The organism is Mobilibacterium timonense, from assembly GCF_900155555.1.
GTDB classification, from domain to species: domain Bacteria; phylum Bacillota; class Clostridia; order Peptostreptococcales; family Anaerovoracaceae; genus Allobaileyella; species Allobaileyella timonense.
Map to the genome: position 1 here is coordinate 119,932 of NZ_FUHN01000006.1, position 21,578 is coordinate 141,509.

Below are 21,578 nucleotides of genomic sequence, written 5' to 3' on the forward strand. Positions count from 1 at the left end.
TTGAATGGAAGAATTCAAGGCTCGTTTCTTTTCCAAGCTGGAACTGTCGGATGGAGAGGTAACTCTGACGCAGGAGGAAATGCACTCGGACAGGCTGGTCAGGCTGTTCTTTTACCTGATCGCCAACAGAGACAAGGTATGCAGTATCGCCGACATCTCGGATGCCATCTGGGGCATGGAGTCAGACGTGAACATATCGGGAGCTGTGAAGAATCTTGCCTGGCGTCTGAGAAAATTTCTGAAGAACAAGTGGCCTGACGTGGATTTCATATTCACATACAAAGGAAGCTACAAGATCAATCCCGACATCCACATCGTCACCGATTACGACGAGCTGACAGACCTGACAGAGGAGGGGCGCCGTGCCTCGGATCTGAGGGACAAGGTTAGGCTCCTGGAGCAGGCGTTCCAGACTTACAAGGGAAGATTCATGGCCGACTACGATACGGACCACTGGGTGATGAACCTGGCGGCCTACTATCAGAACTACTTCATTTCCGTGGCGAAGGAGCTGGCCGGTCTGTATGAAAGACTGGGAGAATACGAGAATGTGGAGAGGATCGTCAACAGAGCTACCCTGGAAGAGCCTCTGGACGAGGAGTTGTGGGCCATTCTCATCAGATCGCTGGGAGCAGCCGGAAAATTCAGAAAGGCTGAGCAGACGTTCCACTCAACATCCGAGAAGCTCTACGACGCCCTGGGAATAGGCCCGTCGGAGGAGCTGGTGGCGGCCTACGAGAATTCCCTTGACCAGGTCCACGACTATGAGGCGGGGATCGAGACCATCTTGGATCAGCTCAGGGAGTCTGATACTCCGGCAGGTGCCTTTTACTGCGAGTTCGGAGTCTTCAAGAAGATCTACGAGCTCTCCGCCAGAAGGCTCCGCCGCTTCGGGTACCCTATCCACATCGCCCTGGTCGACCTTCACCTGAAGGATGAGAGCAAGGGCGGCCGGGACAATGGGGCTGCGATCGAGAAGGGCATGGACATGCTGCGAGAGAGCATCCTGAGTTCTCTCAGGTCCGGAGATGTGGTGACCAGGTACAGCAGGACTCAGTACGTGATCATGCTCCCGGCGTGCAAGTACGAGACCGGGGAAAAGGTGATGAAGAGAATCTTCGACGATTTCGAGGGCAAGAGGGGAAGCGGCAGGTACAGACACCCTTTTACCTTAAGGGAGATGCCGGGGACGCAGGGGGAAAACATTCCGGTACAGAACCCAATGAGTTCTGACTCCCTTAGAATTTGCGTAGACCACCGCAGCGGCACAGGTGATTTCGGAGGACATGTGACCGGCGCTGCGGTAAAAGACCCTGTTTCGTTCGAGGGTACGGCGGAGTTCTTTTCCGCTGTGAACAGAATTTTAGACGACATGGGCAGGCCTCAGACCAACACCGTTCAGAGGCGATTCCAGGAGAGCTCCAAAGGCTCCGGAACAGATGACGGTCCTGGAAAAGAAAGCTCTTCCAGTCCGGAGGTCAGCGACGTCAGCTGGCAGTACGCTCCGCTCCTGTATCACACCGCAGAGGAGATCATGGACGACAGGGGAGAGCTGGCCACATTCAACATCAGATTCTTTGGCAGAAACAACAGCACCTGGCAGGGGACGATATTCGATGATAAGGGGGATGAGGCGTCGTTCGTCAGCGAGCTGGACATGATGCACAAGGTAAACAGAATGATCATGTGAAGATTTTTCAGATATATGACTCCGCTGAGACATTGCTGTAGTACTATGTAGTAGCGGAAGAATGACATCAGATGAAATGAATTGCGTTGGGACATATACATTCAGGGGGATCGTGACTATGGATTCGTTTGTGATAAATGTGTTGGATAACAGGAACCACACCTGGCAGGGGACTATCACCTGGGTAGAGAGCGACAAGAAGCAGAACTTCCGTAGCGCGCTCGAACTCATAGAGCTCATGGATTCAGTGATCGGCAGAGAGCATCCTGCTTTTGAGACGGATTGCGAGACCGATGGGGAAGTGACAGAATAGGAATATCGGATCATTAGAAGGGCCGTCTCGCGGCGACGCATTTGCGATGCAGATGTGTCGCCGCGAAACGGCCCTTTTAAAATGTTACTGAAGAGCTATTTATCCAGCTTGAGGCTGAGCACGTTTCCGCTGTTGTCCGGAACGTCGACGTATAACGTAGAGTCCGGATAATTGAATGTGACGGATCCGTTCTTTTCGTCATATGACAGGTAGCTGACCTCGTTTCCATCCTCGTCACGGGCGGTGATCCTGCTGAAGTTCACTCCGGAGCCCTTGTCAGAGAGATATACGATTAGCTTTCCGTCCTCGGCTGTGGTATCGGTCATCTGCGGAACGGATGTGTCGCTCACGTCTGCAGCGATGGACTCCTTCACGGAGCCCCTTCCAAGAGACTTTACGGTCACTGTCAACACGCCGTTCTCCCTCGGGAGAAGTGTGTAGGTGTCCTTGTCTTCCTGCATGACGGGCACCGGATCCCCGTTTATAGTGGCGACCACGGACTCTACAGGTAGCACGGAACTCACGTTGAGGGTATAGGCCGGCATGTTGGTGAAAGGACTGACCTTATCGGCCCTTGACAACGTGGCTTTCGGGTCCAGCAGGAGCAGGGGGATCAGCAGCAGGACCAGTGCTGCCGCGGCCACGAGCCATCTGACTGCGTAAGTCTTGCGCCCCCGGTAGATGTCGAATTCCTTGATGAACTCCAGTGGAATGGTGTTCTCTGGAAGCCTCAGCCTGTCCAGCAGATCCGAGAGCATGATGTCCGACTCCTTTTCCCGCATCCTCGGTCGCGGCGAAGGATCTTTTCTTTTTACCACTCTGTTTGACTTGACGCTGGATATTATCTCCCGCTCCAGCCTGCTCAGCGTCTCCGCGGCTTCCTCCGCGGTCTCCACATTCCCAAGAGAGCGGTAGAACAGTATGTAGAGCGCAGAGACGCAGTCCTGCACCACATAGGTGTTCTCCAGCTCGCTGTAGAAATCCCTGTACACCTGATCAGCCGTGAGCGAGTAAAAGGAGGCGAATGCGTTGCTGTCCTTCGCCTTTATCCCCTGGATGAGGCTGCGGGTGTATGATGCGTTCCGCCTGGAACTGAGCTTGCGGAATCTGTTGCTATTCATGGTCCTCGTCGTCCTTACTGCCTGAGAGCGGCGCCGGATGGTTCTTTACGATGTTGTGTATCTCTTCGGTCTCGCGGATGCGCCTGTTGGACAGGGCAATGAGATCCACGATGTCTCTTTCTTTCTCTCCGTCGTTGAATGCCGCACCGATCGTGTATCTGATGTGAGGGCTGGAAGCCTGGCTGTTGTACTGGTCTATCTTATCCGAGATGCGCTGGAGAAAGATCGCCACGTCGTCCCGCGACAGATCCTCGGACATGGCGATGAACCGGTTGCCGCCGTTACGACCCACGAAAAAGCTGTCGAGAGACGCCAGGTTCAGAGTTATGGAAAACCTTTTGAGGGCCTCGTTACCGCCTGCCCTGCCGTATTTTCTGTTTATCTCCTTGATGTTCGTTATCTCAAAGGCTATGCAGGTGAAGGTGGCCGGCAGGGATCTGCCCTCGTACTTGTCCAGCAGGGCGTCGATGCTGTATCTGTTCGCTATCTTTGAGACAGGATCCGAACCCAGGGCTTCCAGCATTTTCTCGTAGGCCTTCTGCTGGTCGGCAAAGAGGGTGAAGTCCACGAAGATGAAGAAAAAGGACACGGCGAGCGTCAGCCACAGCAGCAGAATGGCGCTGCGGTTCCCGCCTCCCATTATGACTACGATTATGATGGACAGAACTGATATCAGCAGGAAGACGAATAGCTGAAGTGTCTTGATCCTGTCGGTCTTCTTCATTAAATACCTCCCTGTGGCAGGGTGCTTATCTGCTCTTGTATGAATGTAAAATGGCGATTTTCGAAAAAAATATCACACGAACGATAAATTTGTTTCGTGATCGACACAATATGAGACGGTCGTGAGACGGGCGTCGGGTATACTCGATGCCAAGAAGGATGATACCAGATACGCTTTGCCTCTGCGGCAACTGCCGTACGTGAATTATATCACCCAATCGTGTATGATTCATATAGGTCGGTGGATAAACTGACGTGCTTCATGACGACGGGAGGTAGATTTCATGGCAGAGAGATTGCAGGACTTTCAGGCGACGGTAAAGGAACAGGAGCCGGGCGGGCAGGTCAGAAAGGCGCTGTCCAGGAGCAGGACACTTGGGCTGGCCGGAGGCGTGATCGCGGTGGTGGTGATCCTGGCCGCTGTGCTTTTTCTCTTTATGGGGATCTCGAGAGTGGACGGGAACTCCATGTATCCTACATACAAAGACGGTGACACGGTGTGGTTCGTAAAGAGCGGGAACAGCTACAGCTGCGGTACCGTAGTTTCAATAAAGATGCCTGGCGGAGACCACTACATCAAGCGGATCGTCGCCGTCCCCGGGGACACCGTGGACATCCGCGACGGAAAGCTGATAGTGAACGGCAAGGCGGTGGATGAGTCCTATGCAAATGGAGAGACCATGAAAGCACCTGACGGGCTGATGGTATACCCATACAAGCTCCCGAAGTCCAAGTATTTCGTTCTGGGAGACAACAGAGAGAACTCTGCGGACTCAAGGACCTTCGGCCCCGTGTCCTCAGCCCAGATCCAGGGCAGGATCGTCGGACAACAGTAATGATAGATTTTTTATAAACAACAACGTACTTCTCCCGCAGCTCAGCAAGAAAGGAACGGAAAGCCATGGTAGAAGCATATTACGAATTTTGCCACCAAACCCTGGGGGTACACATGTACACCATTCCTCTGATAATTGCAGCCGCACTGGCTGTCCTGTTCGGACTCCTTCACTGGAGGAAACAGAACAAGAGGGAGAAGGAGTTCCAGGACGAATTGGAAAAGAAATACAACTCGAATGCGGGCGGTGCCTCAGCGAGCGACCCGTCCCGGACTGCGTAGAGAAGAAGGAGGTGCAGAATGAGTTTCTTGATTGCACACACCCAGGTGAAGTTTGATATCTGGGCCCTGCTGACGCTGGTGGTACTCATCTGCGCAGTAGTGGTGTACATAGTTCGCAAGAGGAAGATGAGCAGTGTGAAGAATGACCTGAAGGATCAGATAGAACAGATAGAAGGTCAGGATGGCGGAAGTGATACTGCTCAGGAAGTTTAGTAAGATCGAGAAGGAGTTAGCACAATGAAGAAGAAAAACGCAAAAAAATGGATGGCGCTTTTTCTGGCGCTGGCCATGGTGGTCACCAGCGGAGTGCTGACCACGGCGCCTGGCCTTCTTGCATCTGAAGAAAACACCTATGAGACCGCGCAGGATCAGTCTCAGGACACCGCGGGGACCACGGGTCAGACTGCAGATGCCCAGGAGCAGACCAGCCAGGAGGCTCAGCTGCCTGAAAATCAGACGGCGCAGAGCAGCGACACATCGTCGCAGGCCTCTGGTCAGTCGGACGGTCAGGCCTCTGACCAGGCAGCTTCCTCTGAAGCAGCGAAGACGGAAGAGCCTTCCATGCCGGCTCAGTCCTTCAGCGGCACAGCCTCCAACGGTGTGACCGTGAAGGTGAGCGCACCTGAGGGTGCACTTCCGTCCGGAAGCACGATGGTGGTAACGGCGGTTTCCGCGAAGACCGCGAAGAGCATCGCCGAGAAGACCGCCTCCGCACAGGTGAAGGACGCCGTGGGCGTAGACATCACATTCAAGGACGCCAATGGAAACGAGATAGAGCCTAAGAAGGCCGTGAGCGTTTCCATGTCACTGGCGAGCAAGCTGGACGGAGACAGCTTCACCGTTTCCCACAAGTCCGACAGCGGAAAGGTGAACGAGGTATCCGCCAGCGCCAGCGCAGGAGGAGCCAGCTTCAGCGAGAGCTCTTTCTCCATCTACGTCATCTCGGGAGAGGGCGAGGAGAACATCCCGGTCGCCACCTACAACTTCCACGATGCTGACGGAAACGTTATCGACACTCAGAACGTCAAGACGGGCGACACCCTGAACAAGCCTTCTTCACCGGAGAAGGACGGATACAAGCTGGTGGGATGGTCCACCACGAAGGGAGCTTCCACCGCCGACTTTGACGGATTCGGAAAAGTCACCGTGGACAAGGAAGAAACGGTGAACGTATACCCTGTTTTCCAGGAAGCTCACTACGTATTCTTCATGGATGGTATAGACGACAGCTCCAGGGTATCCACCACCAAGGAAGGAGTGGAGGGAGACAGGATCAGCACCGCTGACGTGAAGCTGCCTCTGGAGTCCACCAAGAGCGTGACCGGATGGTACACAGACAAGGCCCTCACAAACCCTGTGGGAGACTCTGTGACACTGGGAACAAAGAACATCAAGCTCTACCCTAAGATCGAAGAGGGACATTACCTCCAGTTCGCATCTGGTGAGGGCGCATCGTATATAGCACCGCAGTTCGTGGCGGCAAATCAGGGCACGAAGAAGCCTTCGGATCCTAAGAGGCCTGGATACACCTTCGTTGGCTGGTCTACGGAAAAGGACGCAACTAACGCGAATTTCGACTTCGGCGGCACCATCAGCGAGGACACAACGCTGTACGCGGTTTGGAAAGCGAAGGACGACACCAGCTACACGGTGGTTTACTGGAAGCAGTCCGTTGAAGACAGCAAGGACGCAAAGGACAGCCAGAAGACTTACGAGTACGCCGGTTCTGCCAGTAGGACTGGGACGACCGGAGCAACGGTTTCTCCGAATTACAGTGACAGGAACAAGGATTACACAGGATTCAAGTACAACAGCAGCAAGTCCGAGTCTGTCACCGTATCGGGAGACGGCACAACGATCCTGAACGTGTACTACGACAGAGAGACGCTGACCATCAATTTCTATACAATTCAGAGAGATTGGTGGGGCAGCAGCTGGCAGAAATACAAGACCTTCACAGGCCTTTATGGTCAGACCCTGGCGCAGAACGGTTACACATGGCCGTCTCAGTACAACTGGCATAACCGTTCATGGAACCAGCAGCTTACGTTCCTTGACGCATTCATATTTGATACCCTCGATGAATATGGTACGTCAACGGATATCAGTGTGTACGGAAGAAATCCGAGTGGAACCAGCACAATAAGTCACTACAAGCAGAATCTGGACGGATCATACAGCTATGGTGATCCTGCAAACAGCACTACAACAACTGGCGGTACGTTTTATTTTTCCAACAAGTACAACGGCTTTACGATAAACAGCTACAGTACAAATGGAAAAAATTGGAACGATGCATCCGCTGGTTCCGGTGTAAAGTACGACAGAAACCTGTACGTCCGCTACAGCAGGAACAGCTACACGCTGACCTACTACAACTACAACAAGACGGCCAAGGATGTCAAAGTCCTTTACGAGGCACCTCTCTCCGGATATGCGGATTACGTTCCGGAGAGGCCTGCGGACCTGCCTGACGGATACACGTTCCAGGGCTGGTACAAGGACAAGGAGTGCACCGTACCGTTCGACTTCAACACCACCATGCCGGTGAACGATGTGATGGTATACGCCAAGTGGGCAGCTCCTGAGGTAAACGGTAAAGCATATCTGGCTGTTCACGGAGGAGACTCAGTAGATCTTCAGCTGGAATACGGAGACAAGATAGACGCAAGCCAGCTGCCATCAGTATACGACAGTCAGGGACACCTGGTGCAGACCGGAAGCAGCGAGAAGATCGTGATCCCGGACGGATACGACTGGAAGGGCTGGGCTACTAAGTCCGGAGACAGCTACACGCTGTTCAACTTCAACACCGAGATCTACAGTGACATTGAGCTCTATCCGTTCTACGTAAGCAATGGCAAGTACAAGGTAGAATACAGCGCTGGAGCAGGCACTGGTTCAGTGGAAGACCCTAAACTCTATGCTGAGGGATCTCATGCAGACGTGCAGTACGGATCCGCCATCAAGGCGCCTAAGGGAAAAGTCTTCCTTTACTGGCAGTCAGAGAGCGGCGATGCTTACTACCCTGACGACAAGATCGCTGTAAACGGCACCAACGCCGGGGATGACAAGATCATCACCCTGACCGCCGTTTACGGGAACAAGGCAGACACCGCAAGCCTCACCTACAACTCCAACTATCCTGAAGGCTCCATCGACACGGATGGCAATCAGAAGGTGACCCAGAAGTACAACGGCGGGACAGACCTGACCAACAACACGAAGCTCAAGACTCTGACACTGGAGGAGACCGGCTTCACCGCACCTCTGGGATACGAGTTCACCGGATGGAACACCGAGCCAGGTGGCTCCGGAAAGTCCATAGCAGCAGATGCCGATCCGGCGACGGAGATCCTGGTGGACAACAGCGGAGACAACATCCTCTACGCACAGTGGACGGAAAAGCCTAAGACCGAGATCACCGTAAAGCCTGCCGACGAGAGCAAGACCTACGACGGTACGGCTCTCAAGGCGGACAGCTACGAGATCACCGGAGGGGCCCTCGGAGAAGGAGACAGGATCGTCGCAACATACGGCGGCAGCCAGACCAATGCCGGATCCTCCGACAGCAGCTTTGCATCCTTCAAGATCATGCACGGCAACGTGGACGTTACAGACCTCCTGTACAAGGTGACCAAGGAGACGGGAACCCTCAGGGTAGACCCTAAGGAAGTCACCGTGACGGCGGAGGACAAGTCCAAGGCTTACGGAGAAAAGGATCCTGAGCTCACCGCTAAGGTGGCCGGCGTCCTGAACGACGACAAGATCCAGTACTCCCTCAGCCGTGAGGCCGGTGAAGATGTGGGCACATACGCCATCACACCATCCGGCAGCGAGGAGCAGGGTAACTACACCGTAAAGTTCGCTGATGGAAAACTCACGATCAGCAAGTCCGACAAGCTGACTGTGACCGCCACAGGATATGAAGGCGTATACGACGGAGAGTCCCATGCCGCCAGCGCAGTTGCAAACGTGACTGAGGGCACCACCATCTTTTTCAAGGTGGGCCAGGACGGCGAGTGGACGACTGACGCGCCTTCGATCAAAGACGTAGGAACGAAGACTGTTTATGTAAAGGCTGAGAACAGCAACTACAAGACTGCGGAAGCAGAAGCAGTGACACTCAAGGTTACGAAGAGGCTGGTAACGCTGACCAGCGAGACCGCTTCCAAGGAATACGACGGGACTCCTCTCACCAGGCCTGACGTCACCGTAGGTGGACAGGGCTTTGTGGCAGGAGAAGTATCCGACATAAAGGCCACCGGAAGCCAGACAGAGGCCGGAACCTCCGACAACACCATCTCCTACACCAAGGAAGATGGCTTCAAGGAAGGCAACTACGATATTTCTGAGACTATCGGAACGCTCACAGTCACAAAGAACGCATCCAAGGAGATCGTTCTGACGGCAGCTTCTGGCAGCAAGACCTACGACGGCACGCCGCTGAAGGCTGGAGATGCAACGATTACGGGACTGCCTGATGGCTTCACTGGAGAGGCCGTATCCGGTGGAGAGACCCGCACGAATGCAGGCGTGACTGTTACAAAAGTAAAGTCCTACAAAATCTACAATGCAGACGGCAAGGACGTCACAGACCAGTTCACCAACGTGAAGTACGTAGACGGCAAGCTGACTGTAAATAAGAGATCTGTAACGCTGACCAGTGAGTCCGCGACTAAGGTGTTCGACGGAACGGCGCTCACAAGGCCTGATGTTACTGGACAGGAAGGTTTCGTTTCCGGAGAGGTGACAGGCGTGAAGGCCACCGGATCCATCACAAAGGCCGGATCCGTGATCAACACCATCACATACACCGCCGGAAAGGACTTCAAAGAGAGCAACTACAACATCAAGAAGGACGAGGGTAAACTCACCGTTACCAAGGTGCCAGTTTCTCAGGCCAATGTCGCCGTAACAGCGAACAGCAACAGCTGGGTATACGACGGCAAGAGCCACAGCGATGATGGATACACAGTATCCGGCCTGGACAAGATGCCTGAGGGATTCTCGGTAAAGGCGACTGTCGAAGGTTCTGTAAAGAACGTCAACGACAGCGGCAAAGAGAACAAGATCACTAAGGCCGCCATCATGTACAAGGGCGAGGATGTGACGGACCAGTTCGAGAGCGGAGTCGCGATCAAGAACGGAGTCCTGAATATTACGGCTAAGCCTGTAGTAATCCACAGCGCCAGCGATTCCAAGGTGTACGACGGAAAGCCTCTCACCAACGCCAATGTCACCTTCGATGAAGGAAAGACATTCGTTGAAGGAGAGGTCAAGGCAGAGGCAGTTGGAACAATCACAAAGGTGGGAAGCACCAAGAACACTATCAAGTTGACCGTAGCTGATGGTTACACGCTGGACAACTATTCGATCACAGAGGATCCTGGCACACTCACAGTCACACCGAACAGCGAAGCTGTAACGATAACTGCGAGATCTGCCAGCAAGCCATATGATGGTACAGCACTCACGGCCGGATACGACTGGACGGCACCTGCTGGTTACACGGTAGAAGCGAAGACCAGCGGCTCCATCACAGACGTGGGCAAGGTTGCAAACAAGATCGACTCCTACGTTGTAAGAGACGCCGATGGCAACGACGTTACCGACCAGTTCAGCAACATCAAGACTGCGGACGGAAATCTCGAAGTGACGAAGAGACAGGTGACACTCACATCCGGCAGCGCCACTAAGGAATACGATGGTACAGCCTTGACGAACGGCGAAGTCTCCGGAGGAGACCAGTTCGTTGCAGGAGAGGTGTCAAGCGTAAGGGCGACCGGCTCGATCACTAAGGTGGGCAAGACCGAGAACACCATCGAGTACGATATCAACGACGGATTCAAGGCAGGAAACTACAACATCACCAAGAACCCTGGAACTCTGAAGATCACTGCTAACACCACCGCAGAGATCAAGGTGACTGCTCCGTCAGACACTAAGATGTACGACGGCAAGACCCTCAAGGCAGGCAAGGCTGTTGTAACGGGACTGCCTGACGGCTTCACCGGAACTGCAGACAGCACCGGATCCATCAAGAATGCAGGAACAGTGACGACTTCCGTGGACAAGAGCACTCTGGTGATCAGAGACGCAGACGGAAATGACGTTACCGATCAGTTCTCCAACATCACATACAGAGACGGAAAGCTGACAGTAACAAAGAGGGCTGTTACACTGAAGAGTGAGTCCGCTGTGAAGGTGTTCGACGGAACGGCGCTCACAAGGCCTGACGTAACAGTGGGCGGACAGGGCTTCGTAGGTGGCGAAGTGAAGGACATCAAGGCCACCGGATCCATCACCAAGGCGGGATCTGTGACCAACACTATCACCTACACCGAAAACAGCACGTTTGACAAGGATAACTACGATATTACCAAGAATGAGGGAACACTCACGATCAAGAAGGTACCTTCAGAGAAGGCTAATGTAGTTGTAACAGCCAACAGCAACACCTGGGTATACGATGGCAAGAGCCACAGCGACGATGGTTACACAACTTCCGGCCTGGACAAGATGCCTTCCGGATTCTCAGTAAAGGCAACTGTCGTTGGTTCAGTCAAGAACGTGAAGGGCAGCGGCACTGAGAACAAAGTCACTAAGGCAGCCATCATGTATAACGGCGAGGACGTGACAGACCAGTTCGAGAGCGGAGTGACCGCCGAGAGCGGAACGCTGAGCATAACGGCAAAGCCGGTGGTGATCCAGAGCGCAAGCGACTCCAAGGTGTACGACGGAAAGCCTCTCACCAATTCCAAGGTGACCTTCCAGGATGGAAAGACCTTCGTTGAGGGTGAGGTCAAGGCAGAGGCAGTTGGAACAATCACAAAGGTGGGAAGCACTGCAAACACCATCAAGCTGACGGTAACAGATGGCTACACTCTGAAAAACTATGACATTCAGATGTCAGAAGGCACCCTCACAGTAACCAGGAACAGCGAAGCTGTTACGGTAACTGCGAGATCTGCCAGCAAGCCGTACGACGGAACGGCACTGACGGCAGAATACGACTGGACTGCACCTGCAGGATACACTGTAGAGGCGAAGACCAGCGGCTCCATCACAGACGTTGGTAAGTCTGTAAACAAGATCGAATCCTATGTTGTTAGAGACGCCAACGGCAACGATGTCACCGACCAGTTCAGCAACATCAAGACCTCGGACGGTACTCTCGAGGTGACGAAGAGACAGGTGATCCTCAGCAGCGGATCTGACTCGAGAGAGTACGACGGAACGGCTCTCACGAAGCCTGGTGTTACGATAGGCGGACAGGGATTTGTAAACGGAGAGGTCTCCAACATCAGGGCGACCGGATCCATCACCAAGGTGGGCAAGGCTGAGAACACCATCGAGTACGATACAAACGATGGATTCAAGGCAGGAAACTACCAGATAACAGAAAATCCTGGAACTCTGGAGATCACTGCTAACACGACTGCCGCCATAAAGGTGACAGCCGCATCGGATACCAAGGTATACGACGGCAAGGCCCTCAAGGCGGGTGCAGCGACCGTTACTGGACTGCCTGACGGATTCACCGGAACGGCGGACAGCAAGGGCTCCATCAGGGATGCAGGAACCGTCGCAACTACCGTGGACGAGAGCACCCTGGTGATCAGGGATGCAGCCGGCAATGACGTCACCGATCAGTTCTCCAACATCACTTACAAGAATGGCGAGCTGAAGGTAACGAAGAGAAACGTAACGCTTAAGAGTGAATCCGCAACGAGAGCGTACAACGGAAGCGCACTCACGAGACCTGACGTGGAAGTTGGCGGACAGGGCTTCGTAGATGGTGAGGTGAAGGACATCAAGGCTACCGGATCCATTACAAAGGTCGGAACGGTAAAGAACCTGATCACATTCGCCGCCGGAGATAACTTCAACAAGGAAAACTACAACATCAAGAAAGATGAGGGTGATCTCACTATAACTCAGGTCCCTGTATCCACGGCTGACGTGGCTGTGACGGCAAACAGCCATACCTGGGTATACGACGGCAAGAGCCACAGCGACGACGGTTACACCGTATCCGGCCTGGACAAGATGCCGGCGGGATTCTCTGTAAAGGCGACTGTAGTTGGTTCAGTCAAGAACGTGGGGGACAGCGGCACAGAAAACAAGATCACTAAGGCCGCCATCATGTACAAGGGCGAGGATGTGACAGACCAGTTCGAGAGCGGAGTTGCGATCAAGAACGGAGTTCTGAACATCACGAAGAAGCCGGTGGTGATCCAGAGCGCAAGCGACTCCAAGGTGTACGACGGTAAGCCTCTCACCAACTCCAAGGTTTACTTCCAGGATGGAAAGGCCTTCGTCGAGGGTGAGGTCAAGGCAGAGGGTACCGGCTCGATCACAAAGGCCGGAAGCATTGATAACCCTATCAAGTACACCGTCAATGACGGATACACTCTGGACAACTACGACATCGAGGAGAGCTTCGGTACACTCACAGTCACGAAGAACAGCGAAGCTGTAACAGTAACTGCAAGGTCTGCAGACAAGCCATACGACGGCACCGCGCTGACGGCCGGATACGACTGGACGGCACCTGCAGGATACACTGTAGAGGCGAATACCATCGGCTCCATCACAGACGTTGGTAAGACCGCGAACAAGATCGACTCCTATGTGGTCAGAGATGCAGACGGCAACGACGTTACCGACCAGTTCGATAACATCAAGACCGCGGACGGAACTCTCGAAGTTACGAAGAGACAGGTAGTCCTCACATCTGGCAGTGCCACTAAGGAGTACGACGGAAAGGCCTTGACCAATAGCGAAGTCACTGGAGGAGACCAGTTCGTCGCAGGAGAGGTGTCCAACATCAGAGCTACCGGCTCCATCACCGGAGTTGGCAAGGTGAAGAACACCATCAAGTACGATACGAACGATGGATTCAAGGCTGGAAACTACCAGATAACAGAAAACCCTGGAACGCTGGAGATCACGGCGAACACTTCGGCAAAGATCAAGGTGACCGCAGCCTCCGGCTCCAAGAAGTACGACGGAACGCCTCTGACGGCCGGTGCAGCCACAGTAACCGGACTGCCGGCAGGATTCACGGGGGCAGCGGACAGCACGGGATCCATCAAGGATGTCGGATCGCTCAAGACCGCAGTGGACAAGAGCTCGCTGGTGATAAGCGACGGTGACGGAAAAGATGTGACGGCATACTTCGCCAGCATCGAATATGCAGCAGGAGAGCTGAGGATCGATCCTAGATCGGTGACCCTCACATCCGGAAGCGCCAGCAAGCCGTTCGACAGAACGCCGCTCACCAACAGCGACATGACCGTCGGCGGAGACGGATTTGCGGCAGGCGAGGGTGCATCGTACACCTTCACCGGAAGCCAGACAGAGCAGGGCGAGAGTGACAACACCTTCGATTACACCCTGAACGATGGGACTAAGAGCAACAACTACAGCATCGAGGTGAACTACGGAAAGCTGACGGTAACAGCTCCGATACTGTACACCGCTACTATCCACTACACAGATGCCAACGGAAACACCCTGGCACCTGACTACATCGGACAGTATATGGTTGGAGACAGCTTCAGCATCACATCCCCGGCAGTGTCCGGTTACACTCCTAGAGAGGCATATGTGACCATGGCAAGCATGCCGGAGAGAAACGTAGAGGTGACCGTAGTTTACGACAGGAACCCGGATGTAACACCTGTTACTCCTGTGGTGCCGCCGGTAACTCCTCCGGTAAGACCTGGATTCAATCCTGGAACAGGAATAACCACTGGAGGTGCGGCGATCGTAGCAGGACCGAGCGGAGACACGCTCACTGACCTGGGTGACGTTAAGACACCAAAGGCCAACAGGATGCTTCACGAGAAGTGCAACATCCTGCCATTCCTGTTCATGCTCCTGACCATGATCGTGGTGATCGCGTACACGCATTCCATGAAGAAGGATCAGGAGGAGATCTTCGAACTCACAGAGGATCTGGAGGAAAAGAAGAGACTCTGATCTGAGGTATCAGAGATAGCGGACAAAGGACAGATATCAGGGAGATTTTAAGGAAAAGGGTGCCTGAGGGCGCCCTTTTCCAGTGGCCGCGAATGTGGGATAATAAGGCCGGAACATTGAGCTCAGAAGTGCAGTGAATCAGGAAAATAGCAGGAGGTTTGCGATGGGCAAGGTGAGGTCCATATCTATGAACGAGCAGGCGCTGGCTTATATGAAGCGTCTGGGACTGAGAGACGTGGTGCTGGACGTGATAAAGTTCACCAGCTGATGCGCCCCTCCGAAACTGGAGATATCAGTAGGTTTTGCTGATAAGGGAATGTCGGAAGATGAGGCTCTGGAACTGTACCGGAGCAAAGGATATGAGTGCGTAAGGGGCCCGGTGGGGATGGTTTTCTGGCCATCGAAGGGCGTGATCACCGACGGGGATATCAAGGTGGATTACGAGGAAAAACCGTGGCTCAGCACCTTTGTGGTGAAGGGTATCCGTCCGAAGGTCAGGAAGAACCAGGCAAGGGATTACACGAACGAGATGAAGGCCATACTTCAGCTGGCAACCAGGAACGGGCGCATCACCAGCCGTGAAGCGGGGAAGATGTGCCGCCTGACTCCTGAGCAGACCTCGAAGCTGATGAGGAGGATCGTCCTTGGAGGCTTCCTGGAAAAACACGGGAACGGCCGCGGCACCTGGTATTCGCCTACGGGGAAGAGACCGTAGTTACATAGGGCAACAGGCCATCAGAGCGGGGCGCTGCGCGCGGTAGCCCCGCTTTTTGAATAAAAAAGGGCTTGCGCTGTGGTACAAACGAGGGTATACTCAAGTCGTGAAGTGACAACGCATAGACGCAAGAGAGTTGTCACCGAAACACCCCTGTAATGCAAGCGTAATTCAATAAGATTACGGCGGCACATTATCCATGCCTTTGATGGCCGTCATAATATCCCGCGTGCTATGCACAGCAGAACGTCCGGAGTCGTCAGGCCCCGGACGTTCTGTTTTTTGTACAAAAAACCTAGACCACAGTTTAAAATATGGTATTGAACACATAATGCAACTGGCTATAATAATATGTAATCGCAAAACAGGCCGCGCGGTCGACAGCAGGTACATCTGTAAAGCCCTTGTAAAATGTGGTTTTTTTAACAATAGATCGAAGCCCGGTCGACTGGCGGTCTATACAAACTTCAAGGATGTTTCCGGCACCATGCCGAGGTCTGATAAAGCATGAGATTCATAGAAATAAACATAGATACAAGTCAGGAAAAGCTGGATGAGCTGACCGACAGCCTCGTCCAGGCGGGATGGGGAGTTATGGACATAAGAGATCCCGCCATGTCCAGAGCCATGTCAGAGGATCTCAGGAACGCTGAGTACTGGGATTCCCCCGACCTGGAGAGACAGCTGGCCCAGACGCCCGGGGCAGCCCTGTATTTTGAGGACACACCTTCGGGAGAAGAAGAGGCGGAAGCCCTTCAGGATCTCCTGGAAAAGTGGAACAGCGACAGTCCGGACTCCGGCGACTGTCCGGCAGGCAGTGGGCTTGCAGGATGTCTGCAGGTCTCCAGGACCGTCGTGGACGATGAGGATTGGAAAAACAAATGGAAGGTGGGCCTGAAGCCAGTGGCGGTGAGCGGACACATCACCGTATCCCCGACCTGGATCGACTATGAGCCGGGAGACGGCGAGCAGGTGATGTGGATCGAGCCTGGCATGGCCTTTGGAACAGGCACCCACGAGACCACCAGCCTCTGTGCGGAGCTCCTGGATCACTACATCTCGGCGTCCGAAGATCCTGAGAAAATAAAGGTCATGGATGTTGGATGCGGTACGGGTATCCTGTCGATCATGGCAAGGTTTCTTGGCGCCGGAGATGTGCTGGGAATAGACATAGACCCGGAAGCAGTGCGGACGGCCAGAGAGAACGTGGCGAAAAACCTTGATCCAGAAGGATCCGGCAGCGCCCCTGGTATCGAGATCCGAGAGGGCGACCTCACCAGAGGCGTGAGTTATCAGGCTGATATCATAGTGGCCAATCTTCTGGCGCCTCTGATCGAGGCGCTGACTCCCGACGCAGCAGCGCATCTGAACTGTGGCGGCGTCTACATAGTTTCCGGCGTGCTGGTCTCCCAGGAAAAAGAGGTGATGGAGGCTCTGGAGAAGAGCGGTTTCACCGTGGAAAGGATCAGAGAGAAGGATCAGTGGTGTGCCATGGCTGCCAGGCTGAACAATTAAAGGAAAATAAAAAGGTCATATGTGAGGGGTGTTGAAATGAAGACAGGATATGTAAACGGGATACTTCTGGACGGAACGGAGAATATGGTCCCTCAGAAGGACAAGATGGTGATCACAGAGGGGTCGAAGATCATCAGTGTAGAATACAAAGACAAGGCCATCGCCGACGGAACATACAGAGAATGTCAGATCGTGGATCTTAACGGGGCGTATATCATGCCGGGGCTGATCAACATGCACACTCATCTGGCATCCTCGGGGAAACCTCTTAAAGCGAGGAGCAAGAAGGACATAAAGAAGATAACTTCTCTGATGTCCTCAAACCCGCTCACCAGAAGATACGCAATGGGGCAGTTCCAGAAAAATGCCGAGACCGAGCTGGTCAGCGGCGTCACCACCGTGAGGTCCATGGGAGGGCTTTCGGATCTGGAGACGACCCTGAGAAATGACATTGCAACTGGAAAGGTCGAGGGGCCGAGGATCCTCACCTGCAACATGGCCATATCTGTGCCGGGAGGCCACATGGCGGGTTCGCTGGCATATGAGGCCACAAGTCCTGAAGAGGCGGCGTCTTTTGTGAGAAAGCTGGTGTCTCAGGGAGTGGATCTGATCAAGCTCATGGTCACAGGCGGAGTCCTGGACGCAGACGAAGAGGGCGAGCCTGGAGCTCTGAAAATGTCCCCGGACATCATCAAGGCGGCCTGCGATGAGGCACACCGTCTTGGATATAAGGTGTCGGCCCATTGTGAGAGTCCGGCAGGTGTCAAGGAGGCGCTCCGAAACGGTGTCGACTACATCGAACACGGAGCGAAGCCGGACCAGGAGATGATGGACCTTTTCAAGGAAAAAGGAGCCGCTCTCATCTGCACCATCTCGCCGACGATACCGTATGTTTTCGGAGACCCGAAGATAACCGGTTTCACAGAAATGGAGCAGAACAACTGCAGGACCGTGCTTGACGGCATCATCAGCTGCGCCAGGGCATGCCTGGAAGAGGGCATTCCGGTCGGGCTGGGCACCGACTCCGGAACGAGCTTCACGACCCACTACGACATGTGGAGAGAGCTGGCGTACTTCAGCTACTACTGCGGGGTGTCCAGGAATTTTGCGCTCCATACCGCGACCCAGGTCAACGCCGGGATCGCCGGACTCGGCCAGGTCACCGGCACCATAGAGCCGGGCAAGGCCGCTGACATGATAATGACCGAGGGAAATCCACTGAACGACCTGGAGGCCCTGAGGGGAATGTACATGGTGGTGGTCAGAGGAAAGCTGATCAGGGAGCCGCTGCTGGACAAGGTCGATCAGATAGACAAGCTGGTGGACAGGGCCAGCGTGGACGTGCGGAAAAACACGGAGGATCACGAGGAGCTGGAGAAGATCCTCGAGAATGAGGACATTGACGAGAACGCCAGGAGAGAGATTTTAGACAGGAGATAGAGACAAAATGCCAATCAAAGTACCTAACAATCTGCCGGCCATAGACATATTGACGAGAGAAAACGTTTTCGTGATGACGGACACACGGGCCATGACCCAGGACATCCGTCCGCTGAAAATACTGCTCCTGAATCTCATGCCGACCAAGATCGCCACAGAGACACAGCTCACCAGACTGCTGGGAAACACCCCGCTCCAGATCGAGCTGGAGCTCCTCCAGACCGCCACCCACAAGGCCAGCCACACCTCCGAGGAGCACATGATCTCCTTTTACAAGACCTTCGACCAGGTGAGAGAAAACAACTACGACGGGATGATAATCACTGGTGCACCGGTGGAGCTCATGGATTTTGAAGAGGTCGACTACTGGGACGAGCTGTGCGAGATCATGGAGTGGACCAAGTCCCACGTCCACAGCACATTCCACATCTGCTGGGGCGCCCAGGCGGGGCTTTACTACCACTACGGCATCCACAAGCACCTGCTGCCGAAGAAGCTCTCCGGCGTCTACAAGCACCACCTGGACTACAAGAAGGGGATGCTTTTCCGGGGCTTCGACGACGAGTTCTACGTGCCCCACTCCAGGAACACCACCGTATACAGAGAAGACATCGAGGCTATCCCGGAGCTTAAGATCCTCTGCAGCTCCGACGAGGCCGGTGTATTCTGCGTGAAGAGCGAGGACGACAGGCAGATTTTCGTCACCGGCCACTCCGAGTACGACGGCGACACCCTCAAGAACGAATACGAGAGAGACGTCAAGGCCGGCCTGGATCCCGACGTTCCGGAACACTACTTCCCGGACGACGATCCGACGAAGGAGCCTGTGGTGAACTGGCGTTCCTGTGCCAACCTGATCTACTCCAACTGGCTGAACTACTTCGTCTACCAGTCCACCCCGTACGACATACACGCTATCCAGAACGAGGAGCTGGCACCGGTGCTACAGAGGAAAAGCAGCCTCACCGCCGCGAAGTTCGGCGGCACGTCGCTGGCGGACGCTGAGCAGTTCCGCAAAGTGCGTGACATCATAAAGTCGGATCCCGCACGCAAGTACGTGGTGGTCTCCGCCCCGGGCAAGCGCTGCGATGACGATGAAAAGATAACGGACCTCCTGATCCGCGCTGCAAAGGCTCCGGCAGGAGAGGAAGGCAGAGAAGAGAGAGACAGGCTCCTGGCCCAGGTGGAGAAGCGTATCCACGACATAGCGGATATCGTGGCTCCGGAGATGGACGTGGAAAAGATCTTCGTGGAGATCAGGGAAAAGGCGGATTCCCTGGAGGGTTGCGCTCTCAGGGACTATCTGGCCAGCAGGGGTGAGTATCTGTCGGCAAGGATGCTTGCGGAGTACACAGGGTGGACCTTCATGGACCCAGCCGGGATGATCCGCTTCGACGACGAGGGCAGGCTGGACAGGACCGCCACGAGGGCGCTGCTGTCCTCGAAGCTGCGGAACGTGGAAAACGTGGTGATCCCCGGGTTCTACGGAGCAAAGGAAGACGGGACGATAGTCACCTTTTCCAGGGGAGGCTCCGACATCACGGGAGCGCTGGTCGCCTCCGCGGTCAAGGCGGATGTTTACGAAAACTGGACGGACGTTCCGGGGATGCTCATGGCCGACCCTCGCATCGTGAAGGATCCTCTCACGGTCCCTGTGATCAACTACAAGGAGCTGCGGGAGCTGGCTTTGAGGGGAGCGAACGTGCTCCACGAGGATGCGGTCGCCCCTGTGCGGAGGACCGGTATCCCGATAAACATCAGAAGCACTGAGCAGCCGGAGCTCAACGGTACGCTCATAGTGCAGAACGCGGACTTTTACGATTCCGTGCTGGATATTTCAGGCATTTCCGGCAGCAAGGGATACGCTTCCATCGCCATCGACAAGGAAGGCATCGGAAGGTCCTCCGGTGCTCACCAGGCGCTGATGGATCTGCTGGGATCCAGGGGCATCCAGGTGGCCGGAGAGCAGATCACCACGGATTCCATATCCATCGAGGTGGAGGCGAGGCCTCTGCGCGATGAGATAGAGGAGATCTCCAGGGAGATCCAGCATGTGGTGGACGCGGACGACGTGACCATTTCCTCCGGGCTGGCGACCATTGCGGTGGTGGGCCGGAACATGGCGGACAAGTCCAGCGTGGCGGTGAAGGTGTTTGAAGCCCTCGCCAACGAGCACATAAGTACCAGATTCGTTGACCACAGCGCCGACAGCATCAGCATCCAGCTGGGCGTCAGCGAAAGCGATTACAAGAAGGCCATCAGGACGATATACAGGCAGTTCAGCCTCATCCGCTGATGAGTGCGGTGGTGGATCGCACGAGAGGGAATAATGAAATGGTTAAGAGAAACGAGATAGAAAAGGGGCGCAAGGAAAACAGCGCGGTGAAAGAGCGGATCATCAACGTTGCGTGGGATCTGTTTTCGGAGAAGGGCTTCGAGGCCACGACCCTGAACGACATCCTGGAAGCTGCGGGCATTGCGAAAGGGACTTTTTACTACTACTTCAGGGGGAAGGACAGCCTGCTCACGACCCTTTCCGTGGTGCTGGACAATTACTATGCAGAGCTTGACAAGGAGCTCAGGGACGAGGACAACGCCTACGACAAACTGATGTACCTGAACTACAAGGTCCACACGATGATAGGAGAGAAGATCGATCCGAATCTGATGGCGAACCTGTACTCCGCCCAGCTTCTCCACGAGGATAAGGGATACCTTCTGGACAGGAACAGGTATTATTTCAGGCTCATCACGAAGATAATCGACGAGGGCCAGAAGAGGGGGGAGATCATCCGGAACAAGTCCGTGGACGAGATAGTCCGGATATACAGCCTCTGCGAGAGGGCGCTCATCACCGACTGGTGCATGAACAACGGGGACTACGATCTGGGCGCATTCAGCAAGGAATACATGCCGATGTTCTTCGCTCAGTTCAAGGCATAGCGACGGCGTGC

Annotated in this window: 13 protein-coding genes; 11 read left to right on the forward strand and 2 right to left on the reverse strand. The window is 54.5% G+C overall.

The window, feature by feature from the left end; genetic code table 11:
* The first annotated feature begins 4 nt into the window (after window positions 1–4).
* Window positions 5–1,690, forward strand: coding sequence for an AfsR/SARP family transcriptional regulator (locus BQ7382_RS01555; RefSeq protein WP_077390388.1), 1,686 nt, complete (start codon window positions 5–7; stop codon window positions 1,688–1,690).
* A gap of 61 nt (window positions 1,691–1,751) precedes the next feature.
* Window positions 1,752–2,003 carry a hypothetical protein gene (locus BQ7382_RS01560; protein WP_235847912.1) on the forward strand — a complete coding sequence of 84 codons (252 nt, stop codon included), beginning with the start codon at window positions 1,752–1,754 and terminating at the stop codon, window positions 2,001–2,003.
* A 95-nt stretch (window positions 2,004–2,098) separates the two neighbouring features.
* On the opposite strand, the gene BQ7382_RS01565 is transcribed toward BQ7382_RS01560, so the two are convergent.
* Both BQ7382_RS01565 and BQ7382_RS01570 read right to left on the reverse strand, forming a co-directional pair.
* Window positions 2,099–3,124, reverse strand: a complete 1,026-nt coding sequence (locus BQ7382_RS01565; RefSeq protein ID WP_077390390.1) for a hypothetical protein — start codon at window positions 3,122–3,124, stop codon at window positions 2,099–2,101.
* Window positions 3,117–3,848, reverse strand: a complete 732-nt coding sequence (locus BQ7382_RS01570; protein WP_077390391.1) for a GGDEF domain-containing protein — start codon at window positions 3,846–3,848, stop codon at window positions 3,117–3,119. The genes BQ7382_RS01565 and BQ7382_RS01570 overlap by 8 nt, the downstream gene beginning before the upstream one ends.
* Before the next feature lie 283 nt (window positions 3,849–4,131).
* On the opposite strand from BQ7382_RS01570, the gene lepB reads away from it, so the two are divergent.
* From lepB to BQ7382_RS01610, 9 genes are all read left to right on the forward strand, one after another.
* Window positions 4,132–4,683: a signal peptidase I gene (gene lepB, locus BQ7382_RS01575; RefSeq protein WP_077390392.1), complete on the forward strand. Its 552-nt coding sequence runs from the start codon at window positions 4,132–4,134 to the stop codon at window positions 4,681–4,683.
* A gap of 113 nt (window positions 4,684–4,796) precedes the next feature.
* Entirely contained in the window at window positions 4,797–4,964 is a 168-nt protein-coding gene (locus tag BQ7382_RS09515; protein ID WP_159437193.1) for a hypothetical protein, read from the forward strand.
* A gap of 18 nt (window positions 4,965–4,982) precedes the next feature.
* A complete protein-coding gene (locus tag BQ7382_RS01580; protein ID WP_077390393.1) occupies window positions 4,983–5,177 on the forward strand; it encodes a hypothetical protein in 195 nt (64 codons plus the stop codon).
* Window positions 5,178–5,201: 24 nt separating this feature from the next.
* Window positions 5,202–14,954, forward strand: coding sequence for an InlB B-repeat-containing protein (locus tag BQ7382_RS01585; protein ID WP_077390394.1), 9,753 nt, complete (start codon window positions 5,202–5,204; stop codon window positions 14,952–14,954).
* A 316-nt stretch (window positions 14,955–15,270) separates the two neighbouring features.
* On the forward strand, window positions 15,271–15,669 hold the full coding sequence (locus BQ7382_RS01590; RefSeq protein ID WP_077390395.1) for a Fic family protein: 399 nt from the start codon (window positions 15,271–15,273) through the stop codon (window positions 15,667–15,669).
* A 507-nt stretch (window positions 15,670–16,176) separates the two neighbouring features.
* On the forward strand, window positions 16,177–17,184 hold the full coding sequence (gene prmA / locus BQ7382_RS01595) for a 50S ribosomal protein L11 methyltransferase (RefSeq protein ID WP_077390396.1): 1,008 nt from the start codon (window positions 16,177–16,179) through the stop codon (window positions 17,182–17,184).
* 36 nt (window positions 17,185–17,220) lie between these two features.
* Entirely contained in the window at window positions 17,221–18,624 is a 1,404-nt protein-coding gene (locus tag BQ7382_RS01600; RefSeq protein WP_077390397.1) for a metal-dependent hydrolase family protein, read from the forward strand.
* Between the two features lie 7 nt (window positions 18,625–18,631).
* On the forward strand, window positions 18,632–20,920 hold the full coding sequence (gene metA / locus BQ7382_RS01605) for a homoserine O-acetyltransferase MetA (RefSeq protein ID WP_077390398.1): 2,289 nt from the start codon (window positions 18,632–18,634) through the stop codon (window positions 20,918–20,920).
* 38 nt (window positions 20,921–20,958) lie between these two features.
* Window positions 20,959–21,567 carry a TetR/AcrR family transcriptional regulator gene (locus tag BQ7382_RS01610; RefSeq protein ID WP_205408155.1) on the forward strand — a complete coding sequence of 203 codons (609 nt, stop codon included), beginning with the start codon at window positions 20,959–20,961 and terminating at the stop codon, window positions 21,565–21,567.
* Window positions 21,568–21,578: the final 11 nt, after the last annotated feature.